Source organism: Bradyrhizobium monzae, assembly GCF_021458635.1.
GTDB lineage: Bacteria > Pseudomonadota > Alphaproteobacteria > Rhizobiales > Xanthobacteraceae > Bradyrhizobium.
On record NZ_JAIRDQ010000014.1, the window covers coordinates 112,222 to 129,843 of the forward strand.

Consider the following 17,622-nt stretch of genomic DNA (forward strand, 5'->3'; position numbering starts at 1 on the left):
CGGAAACAGTCTGGATTGCTTCGCTCCGCTCGCAATGACGAGGAGGAAAGACATTACGTATTGAACCGGAAATGCATCACGTCGCCGTCGGCGACGACGTATTCCTTGCCTTCGAGGCGCAGCTTGCCGGCATCGCGGGCGCCGGCTTCACCGTTCAGCGCCACGTAATCCTCATACGCAATGGTCTCGGCGCGGATGAAACCCTTCTCGAAGTCGGTGTGGATCACGCCCGCCGCGCCCGGCGCCTTGGTGCCGCGATAGATGGTCCAGGCGCGAGCTTCCTTCGGGCCCACCGTGAAATAGGTGATGAGATCGAGCAACGTGTAGCCGGCGCGGATCAGCCGATCGAGGCCGGCCTCTTCGAGACCCAGCGTCTCCAGGAAGTCGGCGCGCTCCTCGCGCGAGATGGTGGCGATCTCGGATTCGATCTTGGCGGAGATGACGACGGCAACCGCGCCTTCCTTGGCGGCCTGGTCCTGCACTGCCTTCGAGAACGAATTGCCAGTCGCGGCCGAGCCTTCCTCGACGTTGCAGACATAGAGCACGGGCTTCGACGACAGCAGGCCGAGCATGCCGAAGGCACGTTCCTCCTCCGCCTTGCGCTCGACGAGGCGCGCGGGCTTGCCTTCGCGCAGCAGCACCAGCGTGCGGTTGACGAGGTCGAGCTGCTCCTTGGCCTCCTTGTCGTTGCCCTTGGCCTTCTTGCTGAGGTTGTCGACGCGCTTCTCGAGGCTGTCGAGATCGGCGAGCATCAGCTCGGTCTCGATGGTCTCGATGTCGGCAAGCGGAGCGATCTTGCCCTCGACATGGGTGATGTCGGAATCCTCGAAGCAGCGCACGACATGCGCGATGGCGTCGACCTCGCGGATGTTGGCCAGGAACTGGTTGCCGAGGCCCTCACCCTTGGAGGCGCCGCGCACGAGGCCTGCGATGTCGACGAAAGTCAGCCGGGTCGGAATGATCTGCGCCGACTTGGCGACCGCGGCCAGCTTGTCGAGCCGCGGATCGGGCACGGCGACTTCGCCGACATTCGGCTCGATGGTGCAGAACGGATAGTTCGCAGCCTGTGCCGCGGCCGTCTCGGTCAGCGCATTGAACAAGGTCGACTTGCCGACATTGGGCAATCCGACGATTCCGCATTTGAATCCCACGAGCGTTATTCCTTGCCGTTCTCGTCCTTGGTCAAAAATCCCTTCGCCTGCATCGCGAGATGCACCCTGTTGGCGAAGGTCGCGTCCGTGCCCTTGGCGACCAGTGCGGCATGCTCGGCCACCGCGTCGCAGAGCGTCGTCACCCAGTCGTTGTCGGCCTTGGCGAAGTCCGACAGCACATGGCCGTGCACCATCTCCTTGACGCCGGGATGACCGATGCCGAGCCGCACCCGGCGGTACTCGTTGCCGATATGCGACGAGATCGAGCGCAGGCCGTTATGCCCGGCGATGCCGCCGCCGGTCTTCACCCGCACCTTGCCCGGCGGCAGTTCGAGCTCGTCGTGAAACACCGTGATGTCGCCCGGCGCGATCTTGAAGAAGCTTGCGGCCTCCTGAACGCTGCGGCCGGAGTCGTTCATATAGGTCGTCGGCTTGAGCAGGATCACGCGCTCAGTGCCGAGCGTGCCTTCCGAGGTCTCACCCTGAAAACGACGGCGCCATGGTGCGAAACCATGACGCCGCGCAATCTCGTCGACGGCCATGAAGCCGATATTGTGCCTGTTACGTGCGTATTTCGCGCCGGGATTGCCGAGCCCAACAAAGAGTCGCATGACGCGGCGCGCCCCTCGCTCGGCGCGCGATCGGAGACCGCGCGCCAGCCATGAGAGATTACTTCTTCTTGTCGCCGCCGGCCGGAGCCTTGGCAGCCGCCGCCGGAGCCGCAGCACCCGCGGCCGGAGCAGCACCTGCCGCCGGAGCAGCTGCACCAGCCGCCGGAGCCGCGCCACCAGCAGCAGCCGCAGCCGCGGCCTTCTGCTCTTCGGCGTAGCCGGACGGCGGCACGATGGTGACGAGGGTCGCGTCCTCGCGGGTCAGCGCCTTCACGCCGGTCGGCAGCTTGACATCAGACAGATGCAGCGAATGACCGATTTCGAGCGAGCCGACGTCAACCTCGATGAACTGCGGGATGTTCTCGACGCCGCATTCGATCTCGATCGCATGGGCGACGATGTTGACGGCGCCGCCGCGCTTCACGCCGGGCGAGCCTTCCGCCTTCACCACGTGCAAAGGAACGCTGATGCGGATGGTCGCACCTTCGCCGAGACGCATGAAATCCACATGGATCGGGAAGTCCTTGACCGGATCAAGGTGATAGTCGCGCGGGATCACGCGGTGCTTCTTGCCGTCGAGGTCGATGTCGACCAGCGTGGTCAGGAACCGGCCGGCGAGGATGCGCTGGCGCAGTTCGCGATCGTCAACCGAGATCGGGAGCGGGGGTTGCTTGTTGCCATAGATCACTCCGGGCACTTTCCCGGCGCGACGCTCAGCCCGGGCGGCCCCCTTGCCGCTCTTCGGACGTGCGGTCGCCTTCAATTCCTTGACGGTCGTCGCCATAGTCTAAGTCCTTGTTTTTGCAAAAGTTAATGGGCCGCAGCGCGGCCCATGGCATCGTTCGCAGCAAGCCTCCAGGGGTGCGGGGGCCACGAACTGGCGGGCTTTTACCCGGAAGATGCAGAAATGACAAGGAGAATGGGCTGTGGGCCTGAGTTCCCGTCCTCCCCTTGAGGGGAAGAGCAAGAAAGGGCGGCGTCGTCAGGCGCTACCCGCCGAGCTTGGCTTCCAGCGCGGCGATGCGTGCCTTCAGGGCCTCGTTCTCCTCGCGGGCGAGGCGGACCATGTCCTTGACCACCTCGAACTCCTCGCGCTTGACCAGGTCCATGTCCCGCAGGAATTTTTCGGCCTGATTGCGCAGCACCGTATCGAACTCCCGCTTGGCGCCTTGAGCAACTCCGGCGGCGTCGTTCATCAAGCGGCCGATCTCGTCGAAAAACCGGTTGGTGGTCTGGGTCATGTCGGTCTCCTGATCGGTCTTTTGGCGGCCAGCGATAAACTTTGCGCGAACGGCGGATAAGACAATGGCAATCCGCGGAGGCCGGTTCAAGGGCCGCGCGGCGGTATCCTTGTCATGCCCCGGTTTCCTTGCAATCGTATTCAACGTCCCTGCATAACAAGAATCACAAGGCGGAACGCTAGACATGATCGAGCAGCAGATCGCAATTCCCACCAAGGACGGCCACACCGCGACCTTCATCGTCCATCCCGAGCGCGGCGGCCCCTTCCCGGTCATCCTGTTCTACATGGACGCGCCGGCGATCCGCGAAGAGCTGCGCGACATGGCGCGCCGGCTCGCGACGTCGGGCTATTACGTGATGCTGCCGAACCTGTATTACCGCTCCGGCGTGATGGAGCTCGGCGCGCTGCCGGCCGATCCGAACGCACCGGAGCGCAAGCGCATGTTCGCGCTGATGGGCTCGCTCTCGATTCCCATGATCATGGACGACACGCGCGCGCTGCTCACCCATGCCGAGGGCCAGACGGCCGCGAACACGAAGATCATCGGCACCGTCGGCTACTGCATGAGCGGCCGCTATGCCGTCAACGCCGCCACGCACTTCCCCGATCGCGTCAAGGCCGCCGCCTCGGTCTACGGCACGCAGCTCGCGACCGATCAGGACGACAGCCCGCATCTCGCGGCAGCCAAGACCAAGGCCGAGCTCTATTTCGCCTGCGCCGAGACCGACATCTACGCGCCGGCCGAAATCATCGAGAAGGTCAGGCAGGGCATGAGCGGCGCCAAAGCCGAGGTCGAGATCTATCCCGGCACCCATCACGGCTTCGCCTTTCCCAAGCGTCCGGTCTATGACCGCGACGCCGCCGAGCGGCATTGGGAGCGGCTGCTGGCACTCTACCGCCGCAATCTCGTCTAGACACCGAAAGCCCGATGCCCTTTCTGCTCATCGACTTTCCATCGTTCAGCCCGGTCGCGGTCGCGATCGGACCGTTCGCGATCCGCTGGTACGCGCTCGGCTATATCTGCGGCATCACGTTCGGCTGGCTCTATGCGCGCTCGCTGATCAAGAAAGACAGGCTATGGGCCGGGGCATCGCCGATCAGCCTGGTGCAGATCGATGATTTCATATTGTGGGTGACGCTCGGCATCATTCTCGGTGGCCGCACCGGTTACGTCCTGTTCTACAATCTGCCCTTCTTCATCGAGCATCCGGCTGCCATCTTCAAATTGTGGGAAGGCGGCATGTCCTTCCACGGCGGCTTTCTCGGTTGCGTCGTGGCGGTGATGTGGTTCGCCCGGAAGAATGGCATCTCGATTCTGTCGCTCGGCGACATCACCTGCGGCGTTGCGCCGATCGGGATCTTCCTGGTGCGGCTGACGAACTTCATTAATGGGGAGCTGTGGGGCCGCGCAGCCGACCCGAGCCTGCCCTGGGCAATGATTTTCCCGACCGGCGGTGATGTGCCGCGCCATCCGAGCCAGCTTTACGAAGCCGGCATGGAGGGCATCCTGCTGTTCATCGTGCTCGCTGTAATGATCCGAATGGGTGCCTTGAAGCGCCCCGGCATGATCCTCGGCAGCTTCATCCTGATCTACGGCCTGACCCGGATCATCGGCGAGCATTTCCGCGAGCCGGACGTGCAGCTCGGCTACCTCTGGGGCGGATTAACCATGGGCATGCTGCTGTCGATCCCGATGCTTATCGTCGGCGGTATACTTATTGTATGGGCTGTCAGGCGCGGCGCGCCGAAGCCGTTCGATGCTATCAGTTAATTCATTTCGAGAAGACAGATCGTGACCGAACAGCCATTGCTCAACGAGATCAAGGCGCTGATCAAATCCTCAGGCCCCATGCCGGTCTGGCGATACATGGAATCGTGCCTGATGCATCCGCGCTACGGCTATTACGTCTCGCGCGATCCGCTCGGGCGTGAAGGCGACTTCACCACCGCGCCCGAAATCAGCCAGATGTTCGGCGAGCTCTTGGGATTGTGGACCGCCTCCGTCTGGAAACAGATGGGCTCGCCGCAATTCCTGCGGCTGATCGAGATCGGCCCCGGCCGCGGCACCATGATGGCGGATGCGCTGCGCGCACTGCGCGTCCTGCCGCCGCTCTATCAGGGGCTGAACATTCATCTGATCGAGGTCAATCCGGTCCTGCGCGAGCGGCAGAGTGCGACATTGTCGGGCGTGCGCAACAACATCGCCTGGCACGACAGCATCGACGACGTGCCTGAGGGACCGAGCATCATCCTTGCCAACGAATATTTCGACGTGCTGCCGATCCACCAGATGGTGAAGCGCGAGGACGGCTGGCACGAGCGTGTGGTCGAAATCGACCCCAACGGCAAGCTTCAGTTCGGCGCGGCCGCCGAGCCGACGCCACGCTTCGAGGTGCTGCTGCCGCCCTTGGTGCGCGCAGCGCCCGTCGGCGCGGTGTTCGAATGGCGGCCCGACGCGGAGATCATGAAGCTTGCCACGCGCGTGCGGGACCAGGACGGCGCGGCGCTGATCATCGATTACGGCCATCTGCGCAGCGATGCCGGCGACACTTTTCAGGCCATCGCGCGCCACTCCTTCACCGATCCCTTGAAGGCGCCGGGCCAGGCCGACGTCACCGCCCATGTCGACTTCCAGGCGCTGGCGCGCGCGGCTGAGGATGTCGGCGCCCGCGTGCACGGGCCGGTGACGCAAGGTGATTTCCTCAAGCGTATCGGCGTCGACACGCGCGCAGCCGCGCTGATGCAGAAGGCGACGCCGGAGGTGGCGACCGACATTTCCGTGGCGCTGAAGCGGCTCACCGACACCGGGCGCAGCGGCATGGGCGCGATGTTCAAGGTGCTCGGCATCTCCGAGCCGCGGCTGACGGGCCTTGCGGGTCTCAGCGATCTCGAACAGGCCGGAGGCCATTGATGACTCTCACTTCGTCGCTGCTGTCGGCGGTGCCGGGCCTGCGCCATTCTTTCTTCACGCGTGAGGGCGGCGTCTCCAACGGCATCTATGCCGCGCTGAACGGCGGGCTCGGCTCCAACGACGATCAGGCCCTTGTTGCAGAGAACCGCCGCCGTATGGCCGAGCATGTCGGCGTTGCACCGGAGCGTTTCGTCAGCCTGCATCAGATCCATTCGCCCGACGTCCTCGTCGCAGATCGCGCCTGGCCAAGCGGCCCGCGGCCGAAGGGAGATGCGTTGGTGACCAGGACGCCGGGCATCGCACTCGGCGTCTCCACTGCCGATTGCGGCCCGGTGCTTTTCGTCGATCCCAACGCAGGTGTGATCGGCGGCGCGCATGCCGGCTGGAAAGGCGCCTTGACTGGCGTGCTCGAGTCCACGATTTCGGCGATGGAGACACTCGGCGCGACCCGCAGCGGCATCATCGCCGCGATCGGCCCGCTGATCCGGCAGGCCAGCTACGAGGTCGGCAACGAGTTCGTCGCGCGCTTCATCGAGACGGATGCGGACAACGCCGTGTTTTTCATCCCGTCGGTGCGCGAAGGCCACGCGATGTTCGACCTCGCCGGCTTCATCCGCAAGCGACTGGAAGCCGCCGGCATTCTGATGATCGACGATCTTGGCCTGGACACTTACGCCGACGAGCGCTTCTTCAGCTATCGCCGTTCAGTTCATCGCAAGGAGCCGGATTACGGCCGCCACATTCACGCGATCGCGCTGGAGGGGTGAACACAACAGCAACACGCAGTCATTCCGGGGCAGCTCGAAGAGCCGAACCCGGAATCCATCGTGCAGCAATGACGGGACGACATGGATTCCGGGTTCGCGCCAAGCGGCGCGCCCCGGAATGACGGTGGCTTGTGTCGCCTCCGCCCTAGACCTTAATCGATTTTAACGATATCGCTGCCCCCAATGAGGGAAGCGTCATCTTTTCTGCACCGCGCGGGTTCGCGCGTGCTGGCGGTCATGCTGCTGGCAGCAGCGACCGTGCTGGCCGGCTGCGCCGGCGGCAACGCGCCCGCCAATTCCTACGCGATGGCGCCGAGCGCCGGCTCCGGAGCGACCGTCGCCTTCGAATCCATCGACGGGCCGCCGCCGCAGGTGTTCGACCGCATGGTCGGCGTGCTCGACAGCGAATCCAAGCTTCGCAGTCTGTCGGTGGTCTCCCGCGAGGGGACGGCTGCCTACCGCGTGCGCAGCTATCTCTCCGCCCAGGTGGTCCGCGGCAAGACCGTGATCGCCTGGGTCTGGGACGTCTACGACGCCAACCAGCAGCGGGCGCTGCGCCTCTCCGGCGAGGAACCGACCGCGACCAAGGGCGGTCGTGACCCCTGGCAGGCCGCCGACGACCTCGTGCTGCGGAAGATCGCCCAGGCCGGATTCAGCGGACTTTCCAATATGATCAACGGTGCGCCGGCCGATGCGCCGGGTTCGGTTCCAGGCCTGCGCGGACCGGCCGTGGCCAGCGTGACGCCGGAGGCTCCGGTGGCGGAGATGCCGACCTCGGCGCTCAGCTATGCCCAGCAATAACCACCGCTAAACCACGGGCCCAAGTACCAGCCAAGCCGTTGGCCCGACTCAGGATTTCGAAGGGAAAACGTAGCATCCCGGGTTGCCATCGCGGCCCTCGGCCTGATATTTCCTCGCCCGTCGTAACCGTGCTGCCAGTGGGTATTCTTTGATGTTGAACGTCGTATCCAGCAAAGCGCGGGAGGAAGCGTCCATGTCGGCCAAGAACGGCTCCATCAAGCTTGTCGCCGGCAACTCCAATCCGGCCCTCGCGCAAGCGATCGCGCAGGGCCTCGACCTGCCGCTGACCAAAGCGGTGGTACGGCGCTTCGCCGACATGGAGATCTTCGTCGAGATCCAGGAGAACGTCCGCGGCTCGGATGCCTTCATCATCCAGTCGACCTCGTTCCCGGCGAACGACCATCTGATGGAGCTACTGATCATCACCGACGCGCTGCGCCGCTCCTCGGCGCGCCGCATCACCGCGGTGCTGCCCTATTTCGGCTACGCCCGGCAAGATCGTAAGTCCGGCTCGCGCACGCCGATCTCGGCCAAGCTCGTTGCCAATCTGATCACGCAAGCCGGCGTCGACCGCGTCATGACGCTCGATCTGCATGCCGGCCAGATCCAGGGCTTCTTCGACATCCCGACCGACAATCTCTACGCGGCGCCGCTCATGGTGCGCGATATCAAGGAGAAGTTCGACCTCTCCAAGACGATGGTGATCTCGCCCGACGTCGGCGGCGTGGCCCGTGCACGCGGCCTCGCCAAGCGCATCAACACTCCACTCGCAATCGTCGACAAGCGCCGTGAACGCGCGGGCGAATCCGAGGTCATGAACGTAATCGGCGACGTCGCCGGCTATACCTGCATCCTGATCGACGACATCGTGGACTCCGGCGGCACGCTGGTGAACGCGGCCGATGCGCTGATCGCCAAGGGCGCGAAGGATGTCTACGCCTACATCACCCACGGCGTGCTCTCCGGCGGCGCGGCGGCCCGTATCGCCGGCTCGAAGCTGAAAGAGCTGGTCATCACCGACTCGATCCTGCCGACGGAAGCCGTGACCAAGGCGCCGAACATCCGCACGCTGCCAATCGCGAGCCTGATCTCGGACGCAATCGCGCGCACCGCGGCGGAGGAGTCGGTGTCGAGCCTGTTCGACTGAGTTTCTTTTCGATCTCGGAAGGTCTCGTAGGGTGGGCAAAGGCGCGAAGCGCCGTGCCCACCTTTTCTTTTTGGTGGGCACGCTCCGCTTTGCCAACCCTACGGCATCGAACCCTGACGCGCCGCAGCGCCCCTCCTCGCACCTGCGGGTTGTTGCCGGCAGCTGCCCATGACATCATCATGACATCGAGTCATCACTGCCCTCTGGATACCTGATGCCGCGTCGGAAATTCGCTTGGGAGAGGCTGTCAGACGAGCAACTGCTCAAGCAGCGTCTCTCCAGCCTGCGGGTTACGGTCGAAGGCACCTGGCTCGAGGACTGCGTTGGCACGCTTCACGAGGAGCTCGAGGAGCGGGGCATCCGACTGCGGCCGCATACGTGGATCTCGAGCGAATGGTTCAGTCCGGGAGATGTACCCGGCATCGCGCTCCCCTTCTATCTCGCCCATCCCCGCCTGATGAAGCTCGAGAAGAAGATGATGTTCGACGTCGAGGGCGGAACCTGGCGCGAGTGCATGGCCATCCTCCGTCACGAGGCCGGCCACGCGCTGCAGCACGGTTACCAACTGCAGCGCCGGCGGCGCTGGCAGCAGCTGTTCGGCCCGTCGTCAAAGCACTATCCGCGCTACTACCGGCCCAACCCGGCAAGCAGGCGTTACGTCCAGCACCTCCGCCTCTGGTACGCGCAGAGCCACCCGGACGAGGACTTTGCCGAAACCTTCGCGGTGTGGCTGCGGCCGCGCTCGAACTGGCGGACGCGATATGCCGGCTGGCCGGCGCTGAAGAAGCTCGAATATGTCGACGAGCTGATGGGCGAGATAGCGGGAAAGCGACCGCTGATCACGACGCGGCACCGTGTCGATCCATTGAGCAAGCTCAGCCAGACACTCGAAGACCACTACAAGAAGAAGCAGGCTTTCTACGCCTTCACGCCACCGAAGACTTACGACCGCGACCTCTCCCGGCTGTTTTCCACCGATCCTCGGCATCATCGGTCCAGGCCGGCTTCGAGCCTGATCAGGCGACATCGTGCCCAGATCAGGCAGTTGGTTGCGCGATGGACAGGCGAGAACCAACTTACACTCGATGCCGTGCTCGACGACATGATCTCCCGCTGCCGCGAGCTCGATCTGCGCGCCGTGGGCTCTGAACAGAAGCTCGTTCTCGATTTCACCGTCCTTGTGACCGCCAAGACGATGCACGCGCTGTTTGGCCCGTCTCGGCGCAAATGGATCGCGCTATGAGACGACTCCGCATTCTCGTGCTGATGCATCCGGACTTCCTGCCTCCGGATTCGACCGACGGATACACCCCGCAGGAGATCAACAACTGGAAAACGGAATACGACGTCGTCAGCACTTTGCGCGCGGCTGGCCATGAGGTCCGCGCGCTCGGCGCGCAGGAGGAAATCAGGCCGATCCGCGAAGCGATCGAGGAGTTCAAGCCGCACGTGGTTTTCACGCTGCTGGAGGAATTCCACAACAACGTCGCCTACGACCAGCACATCGCGAGCTATCTCGAGTTGATGAAGGTCCCCTATACCGGGTGCAATCCGCGCGGCCTGATCCTCGCACGCGGCAAGGATTTGTCGAAGACGCTGGTGCATCACCGCCGCATCGCGGCGCCGGCCTTCGCTGTCTTTCCGATGCGCCGCAAGGTGAAACGCCCGACGCGTCTCGCGCTGCCGCTGATCGTCAAGAGCCTGAACATGGATGGATCCTTCGGCATCTCGCAGGCATCGATCGTCGACACGGACGAGAAGCTGGCCGAACGGGTCGCCTTCATCCACGAACGGGTCGAATCCGCCGCCATCGCCGAGCAGTTCATCGAGGGGCGAGAGCTGTATGTCGGCGTGCTCGGCAACAACCGGCTGCGCGTGCTGCCGGTCTGGGAATTGAAATTCGGCAGCATGGGCGGACGCAGTTCACGCCACATCGCGACCGAAAAGGCCAAGCACGATACCGACTATCAGGAACGTGTCGGGATCGTCGACGGGCCGGCGAAAGACCTCGCGCCCGAAGTCACCGCGCGGATCCAGCGCGCGGCGAAACGCATCTACCGGGCACTGGGCCTCGACGGCTATGCGCGCATCGATTTCCGTCTCGCCGCCGATGGCACGCCGTTTTTCATCGAAGCGAACCCCAACCCCGAGATCGCCAAGAGCCAGGAGTTCGCCACGGCGGCTCAACACGACGGGCTGAAATACAGGGATCTCCTGCATCGCATCCTGACCCTCGGAATAAGCCGCGCCAAGGCGGGTGTGTCGCTGGGGTGAGCATTTAGGTGAAGCTCGGCAGCACCACCGAGCGTCATCGAGAGCACGTGATGGATGGTGATTGTCGGCCGCCCGTCTCCACGGCACGGCCTCCTCCCGCCGCCGATAGGGGCGGCGGCGGGATTGACAAATCAGCGGCCTGTGACTTGGCGCGATGCCAGACCCTCATGGTGAGGAGGCGCGCGAGCGCCGTCTCCGGACGATGCTTCGCATCGCTCGGAGAACCATGAGGCCCCACTGTGGCCTTCATCCTTCGAGACGCGCTGCGCGCTCCTCAGGATGAGGAGTGAGAGTGTTTGCGCCCCCCCTACACAATTCCCGCTGCGACCTGGCCGCGCAGGCGCTCCAGGCCGTGCAATGTCTCCGCACAGGCCGCCGCGACCTCGACGCCCTTGATCGCAAAGTGCCTGCGGAAGAAATCGTAATGCACTTCGGTCTCGTGGAATTGCTGCGGCGTCAGCACGGCGGAGAACACCGGCACCTCGGTGCGCAGCTGCACGTCCATCAGCGCCTTGATCACGGTGTCGGCGACGAACTCGTGGCGATAGATGCCACCGTCAACGACAAGGCCGGCCGCGACGATCGCGGTGTAACGCCGCGTCTTGGCGAGGACCTGCGCATGCAGCGGGATCTCGAACGAACCGGGCACCTCGAACACGTCGACATGGGTGAGGTGGCGCGCTTCGGCCTCCTTCACGAAGGCGATGCGGGCTTCCGCGACCACGTCGCGGTGCCAGCAGGCCTGGACGAAGGCCACCCGCTGCGGCTTCGCAAAGCGCGGGTGCGCGGTCGCCGGCGGATCCACTGGAACCGGCGGCTGGGTTGTCTGGGAAGTTTCGGCTTGGGAAGTTTGGACTTGGGGATCTTGCAACATCTGATTCATGGCTTTCCTTCAAAGGACCAGAATCAGGGCACACGGAACGACAAACAGCCGCATCTCGCGATGCGTCCGCCACCGACCGTTCTCTTTCATCCGGACTTTGACCGTCGGCTTCGGAGTTGCACCGAATCTGCTGACCCTTCCTTTGGAGAAAATCCTTTTCAGGAAACCCCTTGGGGAAGGCGCTCGCGGGCTTAGGCCTTTCGGCCCTTACCGCCGGTGGGGACTTTCACCCCGCCCTGAGAACATCGGCCGTCCGGAATGAACGGCCTGAGCGGAAATATGACGCCGGTCCGGGGCCGCAGCAAGCGTGTTCCGCCGCAAAAAACCGCATGGTGCCATGCCGCCATGGGGGTGCCGCCCTCGCGGGGCGGAATTAACGATTGGTGCGCGGTCCGGGAGTCCGATTCCGATTTGTTCTTTTCGTTAATAATTGTGGCCGAGATGAGCTGTGGACGAACGAGTCCTGGCTTGTGGACGGACTCGGCAGCCGGTTGCGCAGATTCCGCAAATCACATCAGTTGATCCGCGACAAGCCCGCGCTGATCCCGGGATCGCAACAGCGACTCCTGAGGGATCGCCTTAACGAGACTAAGGGAGCGCGCGCCGGACCAACCGCGTGCGTATCAAGGACAACAAGAAGGCAAGAGGTCGAGACGGCATGTCCCTGCTCGAAGGCACTATCGATTCCAAAAGCCATCCGCTCGCGGTGGTCGAGGATATCGCTGCCAGCAACAACTGGCCGTTCGAACGCTCCGGCGAAGACGAACTGACCATTGTCTCGAAGGGACAATGGACCGACTATCAGATCTCGTTCACCTGGATGGGCGAGATCGAAGCGCTGCATCTGGCTTGCGCTTTCGACATGAAGATTCCGGTCACGCGCAGGGGCGAGGTGCAGCGGCTCGTTGCCGCGGTCAACGAGCAATTGTGGATCGGCCATTTCGACCTGTGGAGCAACACCGGCATGATCATGCATCGCCAGGCGCTGGTGCTGCCGGGCGGCCTGACCGCCTCCACCGCGCAATGCGAAGCCATGCTCGCCGGCGCCATCCACGCCTGCGAACGCTACTTCCCGGCATTCCAGTTCGTGGTGTGGGCGGGCAAGACTACGGCCCAGGCGATGGACGCTGCGATGTTCGATACGGCGGGCGAGGCGTAAGGTTCGTCTAGTCCTCCGCGGGTCGTCCCGAACGAGCGCAGCGAAGATCCGGGACCCATGCCGCGTGATGCCTCTCGTGGCACAACGCTTGTTGCTCTGCTCTCCATCCACTAGAACCCCCTGTGGTTATGCGACGAGCGCAAGCGCTCGCGCAGGGGTTCCTGCGTTCGCAGGGACGACAGCGAGATTGTGGTAACAGCGATGGCGAACAGCACTCTCCAAAATATCACCGGAACCATCCTGCTCGCCGGCGCCGGCAAGATGGGCGGCGCGATGCTGGCCGGATGGCTTGCGGGCGGGCTCGATCCGCGCCGTGTCGCGGTGGTCGATCCTTTCATCTCGCCCGAGATCACCGCGCTGGCCGCCAAGGGCATCGCGCTCAATCCTGATGTGAAGGCGGCAGGCCACGTCGAGACGATGGTCGTCGCGGTGAAGCCGCAGATGTTCCGCGAGGCCGGCGCCAAGCTGAAATCATTCGTCACGGAAAAGACCTCGGTGGTCTCGATCATGGCGGGAACCACGATCGCCTCGCTCGAGGAGGTCTGCGGCGGCGCCGTCGTCCGCGCGATGCCGAACACGCCGGCCGCGATCGGCCGCGGCATCACCGTGGCCGTTGCAGCGAAGAACGTCAGCGCTGGCCAGCGTGCGGTGGCCGACGCATTGCTGCGCGCCACCGGCTCGGTCGAATGGGTCGAGGATGAAGGCCTGATGGATGCGGTGACCGCCGTCTCCGGCTCCGGGCCCGCTTATGTGTTTCTGCTCGCCGAAGAGCTCGCGCGCGCCGGCGTGGAAGCGGGATTGCCCGAGGCGCTCGCGACGAAGCTCGCGCGCGAAACGGTCGCGGGCTCCGGTGAGCTGCTGCACCAGTCGGATCTTCCCTCCAGCACGTTGCGGCAGAACGTCACCTCACCCGGCGGCACCACTGCCGCTGCTCTCGGCGTGCTGATGGGCGAGCCCGGCTTGCGCGAGTTGATGATCCGCGCGATCGCGGCTGCGACGAAGCGGTCGAAGCAATTGGCCAAGTAAGGCTACGCGCCCAACCGCTTGTTGAACGTCTCGACATTCACGAGCCCGCGCGCGTGGCGACCTTCGCCGAGCTTGCGCGTGCCCTCGAAGGCCTCGACCTCGAAGCGGATGACACGGCGCTCGACGGCGACCACTTTCGCCGTGGTCCGCACCGTCGCGCCGACGAGCGCTGCGGCGAGGTGGCGGATGTCGACCTCGGTGCCGACGGTGACCCAGCCCGGCTGCAGCGCCAAGCGGATCGCATCGCCCGACGTCATCTCCATTTCCAGGATCATCATCGGGGTCGCATAAACAAAAGGCATGCCCGGCACGAAATGCCCGACCGTCCGCTCGGTCGGCACTACCAGCGTGCGCTCGGCGCTCATGCCGATTGTGATGAAGTCGCGTGCGTCCATGGGGCTTGCTCGTCATTCCGGGGCGCGCGAAGCGCGAACCCGGAATCTGGAGATTGTCGATCGAGATTCACCAATGCGCCGTTGCGCATTGTGGTTCAGCCCTGACGGGCTGCCCCGGAATGACGCTAACGCGTCACTTCTTCGCAGCCGCCGCGCGCTCCACAAAGGTCTTGCCGCCCTTCATCTTGTGGCGCAGAGGGGCTTCGTTGATCTGGATGACGACGGCATCGGCATCGACGCCGAGATTCTTCACCAGCGCCTGCGTGATGTCGCGCATCATGCCGGCCTTCTGCTCGTCGGTGCGGCCTTCGGCCATGCTGACGGTGATCTCAGGCATTGTCTTCTCCCTGCTGCTGTCGCGATGACCGGGCACACCCCGATCGTTCATGAAGGTGCGCATCAAACAGGACGTGGAGGACCGGGACAAGCCCGGGCATGACGGCCTGCCGGAATGGCTATCCCCACTTTACGTCATGGCGTGCAAGAACCTCGCGCACTTTCGTGACGAGATCGGCCTCGCTGCACGAGAACTGCGCGGGCCGCGTCTCGCGCCATTCCTGGTTGGAGGCGATCGCGGCGGCGGCCTTGGCGCCCTCGATCAGATCCTTGATCTGCAGCTCGCCGCGCGCCTTTTCATCCGAGCCCTGGATAACCACGCAGGGTGAGTTGCGACGGTCGGCATATTTGAGCTGGTTGCCCATGTTCTTGGGATTGCCGAGATAGAGCTCGGCGCGGATGCCGGCGGTACGCAAGGACGCCACCATCTTCTGATAGTCGGCGACGCGGTCGCGGTCGAACACGGTGACCACGACGGGACCGACTTCGGGTCGCGTATCGAGCTTGCCGAGCAGCGTCAGCGCAGCCTGCAGCCGCGAGACGCCGATCGAGAAGCCGGTCGCCGGCACCGGCTCGCCGCGGAAACGCGAGACCAGGCCGTCGTAACGTCCGCCGCCGCCGACGGAGCCGAACCGCACCGGGCGGCCCTTCTCGTCCTTGGTGTCGAGCAGCAGTTCGACCTCGTAGACGGGGCCGGTGTAATATTCGAGGCCGCGCACGACGGACGGATCGATCTTGATGCGGTCGACGCCGTAACCCGACGCCGTGACCAGCTTGGCAATCTCTTCCAGCTCGCTCACGCCGGCCTGACCGACCCCGCTCTTGGCGAGATAGGTTTCGGCAGCGGCAATGGCCTCTTTCCAATCGTCGCGTGGTTTGGTGATGGCGAGAACGACGTCAGCCTCCGCCGCACTCAGATTGGCGCCCTTGGTGAAGTCGCCCTTGCCTTCTTCGCCGCCATCCCATCGCCCGGGGCCGAGCAATTTGCGGACTTCGTCGGCGGAGAACTTGTCGAGCTTGTCGATCGCGCGCAGTACGGTCAGCCTGCGGCCTGCATTCTCCTCACCCGCGAGCCCGATGGCTTCCAGAACGCCGTCGAGCACTTTGCGGTTGTTCACCTTGACCACGTACTGGCCGCGCGCAACGCCCAGCGCTTCCATCGTGTCCGCGGCCATCATGCAGATCTCGGCATCCGCCGCCGGCGTCGCCGAGCCGACCGTGTCGGCGTCGAACTGCATGAACTGGCGGAAGCGGCCGGGACCGGGCTTCTCGTTGCGGAAGACATAGCCGACGCGGTAGCTGCGGTAGGGCAGGACCAGACCGTCGGTGCCGTAGCGCTCGCCGACATAGCGCGCGAGCGGCGCGGTCAGATCGTAGCGCAAGCTGATCCACTGCTCGTCGTCATCCTGGAACGAGAACACGCCCTCGTTGGGGCGGTCCTGGTCGGGCAGGAATTTGCCGAGCGCGTCGGTGTATTCCATCGCCGGCGTCTCCACCGGCTCGAATCCGTAGAGCTCGTAGACGGCGCGGATCTTCTCGACCATCTCGCGCGTCGCCCGGATCGCGGCGGGATCGCGATCCTCGAGCCCGCGCGGCAGGCGCGCCTTCAGTTTCTGGGGTTTTTTGGCCTTATCTTTCATGGCGGCGTTGCTATCCGATGTACGCCGCGGCAACCCGGGCGGTGTACCCTCTCCCCTTGTGGGAGAGGGTGGCTTCGCGCCACCTTCTCCCACAAGGGGAGAAGGGAAGAAAGAGCGCAGAATCAGCTCCGCTGCTGATCAAATGACCTTTTTGATCCAGCTGTGCGGATCGTTGGTGCGGCCGTACTGGATGTCGACGAGCTGCTTGCGGAGGCCCATGGCGACGGGACCTGCGGCGCCCCCGCTGATCTCGAAATCACCACTCACCGAGCGCACCTTGCCGATCGGCGAGATCACGGCCGCAGTGCCGCAGGCAAAGGCTTCCTTCAGCTTGCCGGAGGCCGCATCCTTGCGCCACTGGTCGAGCGAGTACGGCTCCTCGCGCACGGTCTTTCCGGCATCGCGGGCCAGCGCGATGATGGAGTCGCGGGTGATGCCGGGCAGGATGGTGCCGAGCGGCGGCGTCGACAGCGAGCCGTCGTCGAACACGAAGAACACGTTCATGCCGCCGAGTTCCTCGATGTAGCGGCGTTCGACCGCATCGAGGAACACGACCTGATCGCAGCCGTGCTGGATCGCTTCCGCCTGCGCACGCAGGCTCGCCGCGTAATTGCCGCCGCATTTGACGGCGCCGGTGCCGCCGACGGCAGCGCGCGTGTAATTCTCGGAGACCCAGATCGAGACCGGCGCGGGGCCGCCCTTGAAATAGGAGCCGACCGGCGAAGCGATCACCGCAAAGATGTATTCCGACGACGGCTTGACGCCGAGGAAGGTCTCGCTCGCGATCATGAAGGGTCGCAGATAAAGGCTGCCCTCGCCGCCCGGCATCCAGGCGCGATCGATGCGCACGACCTGCTCGACCGCCTCGATGAAGACGTCCTCGGGGATCTGCGCCATCGCCATGCGATCGGCGGAGTCCTTGAAGCGCCGCGCATTGGCGTCGGGGCGGAACAGATTCACGCCGCCGTCGTCGCGCTTGTAGGCCTTGAGGCCCTCGAAAATTTCCTGGGCGTAGTGCAGGACGGCGCCGGCCGGATCCATCTGGAAATTGGAGCGAGCCTCGATCTTCGCCTCATACCAGCCGCCCTTGGCCTGGTTGTAGCGGACCACTGCCATGTGATCGGTGAAGACGCGCCCGAAGCCGGGGTCGACCAGCTTGGCGACCCGGTCCTTCTCAGGAGTGGGATTGGATGCGGGCTGGATGTCGAATTTCATGCTCATGTCCTTGGCCTCCCGCAGCCGATGGCGGCGCTGTTCTGGCGCCCGCCTACCCTGTTT

Annotated in this window: 19 protein-coding genes and 1 riboswitch; of the genes, 10 read left to right on the forward strand and 9 right to left on the reverse strand. The window is 64.4% G+C overall.

Annotated elements, in window-relative coordinates; genetic code table 11:
- Nucleotides 1–53: 53 nt before the first annotated feature.
- The 4 genes from ychF to K3F49_RS34905 all read right to left on the reverse strand — a co-directional run bounded on the left by ychF (nt 54) and on the right by K3F49_RS34905 (nt 3,003).
- A complete protein-coding gene (ychF, locus tag K3F49_RS34890; protein WP_234685391.1) occupies nt 54–1,151 on the reverse strand; it encodes a redox-regulated ATPase YchF in 1,098 nt (365 codons plus the stop codon).
- 5 nt (nt 1,152–1,156) lie between these two features.
- The gene (gene pth, locus K3F49_RS34895; protein ID WP_234685392.1) at nt 1,157–1,762 is read right to left on the reverse strand and encodes an aminoacyl-tRNA hydrolase; all 606 of its coding nucleotides are present in this window, start codon (nt 1,760–1,762) and stop codon (nt 1,157–1,159) included.
- A gap of 58 nt (nt 1,763–1,820) precedes the next feature.
- Nucleotides 1,821–2,546, reverse strand: a complete 726-nt coding sequence (locus tag K3F49_RS34900; protein WP_234685393.1) for a 50S ribosomal protein L25/general stress protein Ctc — start codon at nt 2,544–2,546, stop codon at nt 1,821–1,823.
- Nucleotides 2,547–2,751: 205 nt separating this feature from the next.
- The gene (locus tag K3F49_RS34905) at nt 2,752–3,003 is read right to left on the reverse strand and encodes an accessory factor UbiK family protein (RefSeq protein ID WP_234685394.1); all 252 of its coding nucleotides are present in this window, start codon (nt 3,001–3,003) and stop codon (nt 2,752–2,754) included.
- Nucleotides 3,004–3,187: 184 nt separating this feature from the next.
- Here K3F49_RS34905 and K3F49_RS34910 point away from each other — a divergent pair, with 184 nt between their 5' ends.
- The 8 genes from K3F49_RS34910 to K3F49_RS34945 all read left to right on the forward strand — a co-directional run bounded on the left by K3F49_RS34910 (nt 3,188) and on the right by K3F49_RS34945 (nt 10,905).
- Nucleotides 3,188–3,919 (forward strand): dienelactone hydrolase family protein, encoded by a 732-nt coding sequence (locus tag K3F49_RS34910; RefSeq protein ID WP_234685395.1) that lies wholly within the window; start codon nt 3,188–3,190, stop codon nt 3,917–3,919.
- 14 nt (nt 3,920–3,933) lie between these two features.
- On the forward strand, nt 3,934–4,776 hold the full coding sequence (lgt, locus tag K3F49_RS34915; RefSeq protein ID WP_234685396.1) for a prolipoprotein diacylglyceryl transferase: 843 nt from the start codon (nt 3,934–3,936) through the stop codon (nt 4,774–4,776).
- A 21-nt stretch (nt 4,777–4,797) separates the two neighbouring features.
- A complete protein-coding gene (locus K3F49_RS34920; protein WP_234685397.1) occupies nt 4,798–5,916 on the forward strand; it encodes a class I SAM-dependent methyltransferase in 1,119 nt (372 codons plus the stop codon).
- The gene (pgeF, locus tag K3F49_RS34925) at nt 5,916–6,683 is read left to right on the forward strand and encodes a peptidoglycan editing factor PgeF (protein ID WP_234685398.1); all 768 of its coding nucleotides are present in this window, start codon (nt 5,916–5,918) and stop codon (nt 6,681–6,683) included. Before K3F49_RS34920 ends, pgeF begins: the two co-directional genes overlap by 1 nt.
- Before the next feature lie 183 nt (nt 6,684–6,866).
- Entirely contained in the window at nt 6,867–7,484 is a 618-nt protein-coding gene (locus tag K3F49_RS34930; protein WP_234685399.1) for a hypothetical protein, read from the forward strand.
- A 193-nt stretch (nt 7,485–7,677) separates the two neighbouring features.
- Nucleotides 7,678–8,631, forward strand: a complete 954-nt coding sequence (locus K3F49_RS34935) for a ribose-phosphate pyrophosphokinase (RefSeq protein ID WP_234685400.1) — start codon at nt 7,678–7,680, stop codon at nt 8,629–8,631.
- Between the two features lie 214 nt (nt 8,632–8,845).
- Nucleotides 8,846–9,874, forward strand: coding sequence for a putative zinc-binding metallopeptidase (locus tag K3F49_RS34940; RefSeq protein ID WP_234685401.1), 1,029 nt, complete (start codon nt 8,846–8,848; stop codon nt 9,872–9,874).
- The gene (locus K3F49_RS34945; protein WP_234685402.1) at nt 9,871–10,905 is read left to right on the forward strand and encodes a D-alanine--D-alanine ligase family protein; all 1,035 of its coding nucleotides are present in this window, start codon (nt 9,871–9,873) and stop codon (nt 10,903–10,905) included. The genes K3F49_RS34940 and K3F49_RS34945 overlap by 4 nt, the downstream gene beginning before the upstream one ends.
- A 307-nt stretch (nt 10,906–11,212) precedes the next feature.
- Here K3F49_RS34945 and K3F49_RS34950 read toward each other — a convergent pair whose 3' ends face one another.
- Nucleotides 11,213–11,788, reverse strand: a complete 576-nt coding sequence (locus K3F49_RS34950) for a 6,7-dimethyl-8-ribityllumazine synthase (RefSeq protein ID WP_234685403.1) — start codon at nt 11,786–11,788, stop codon at nt 11,213–11,215.
- 74 nt (nt 11,789–11,862) lie between these two features.
- Nucleotides 11,863–12,036: riboswitch (FMN riboswitch) on the reverse strand.
- Between the two features lie 410 nt (nt 12,037–12,446).
- Between K3F49_RS34950 and K3F49_RS34955 the strand changes: the two genes are divergently transcribed.
- Nucleotides 12,447–12,947 carry a type III secretion system chaperone family protein gene (locus tag K3F49_RS34955; RefSeq protein WP_234685404.1) on the forward strand — a complete coding sequence of 167 codons (501 nt, stop codon included), beginning with the start codon at nt 12,447–12,449 and terminating at the stop codon, nt 12,945–12,947.
- Nucleotides 12,948–13,148: 201 nt separating this feature from the next.
- The gene (proC, locus tag K3F49_RS34960) at nt 13,149–13,973 is read left to right on the forward strand and encodes a pyrroline-5-carboxylate reductase (protein WP_234685405.1); all 825 of its coding nucleotides are present in this window, start codon (nt 13,149–13,151) and stop codon (nt 13,971–13,973) included.
- Nucleotides 13,974–13,975: 2 nt separating this feature from the next.
- Here proC and K3F49_RS34965 read toward each other — a convergent pair whose 3' ends face one another.
- The 4 genes from K3F49_RS34965 to K3F49_RS34980 all read right to left on the reverse strand — a co-directional run bounded on the left by K3F49_RS34965 (nt 13,976) and on the right by K3F49_RS34980 (nt 17,565).
- Complete coding sequence (locus tag K3F49_RS34965) at nt 13,976–14,368, reverse strand: thioesterase family protein (protein WP_234685406.1); 393 nt, start codon at nt 14,366–14,368, stop codon at nt 13,976–13,978.
- Nucleotides 14,369–14,501: 133 nt separating this feature from the next.
- The gene (locus K3F49_RS34970; RefSeq protein WP_256561971.1) at nt 14,502–14,756 is read right to left on the reverse strand and encodes a tautomerase family protein; all 255 of its coding nucleotides are present in this window, start codon (nt 14,754–14,756) and stop codon (nt 14,502–14,504) included.
- 67 nt (nt 14,757–14,823) lie between these two features.
- Entirely contained in the window at nt 14,824–16,344 is a 1,521-nt protein-coding gene (hisS, locus tag K3F49_RS34975; protein WP_234685407.1) for a histidine--tRNA ligase, read from the reverse strand.
- Nucleotides 16,345–16,482: 138 nt separating this feature from the next.
- Complete coding sequence (locus K3F49_RS34980; protein WP_234685408.1) at nt 16,483–17,565, reverse strand: branched-chain amino acid aminotransferase; 1,083 nt, start codon at nt 17,563–17,565, stop codon at nt 16,483–16,485.
- Between the last annotated feature and the right edge of the window lie 57 nt (nt 17,566–17,622).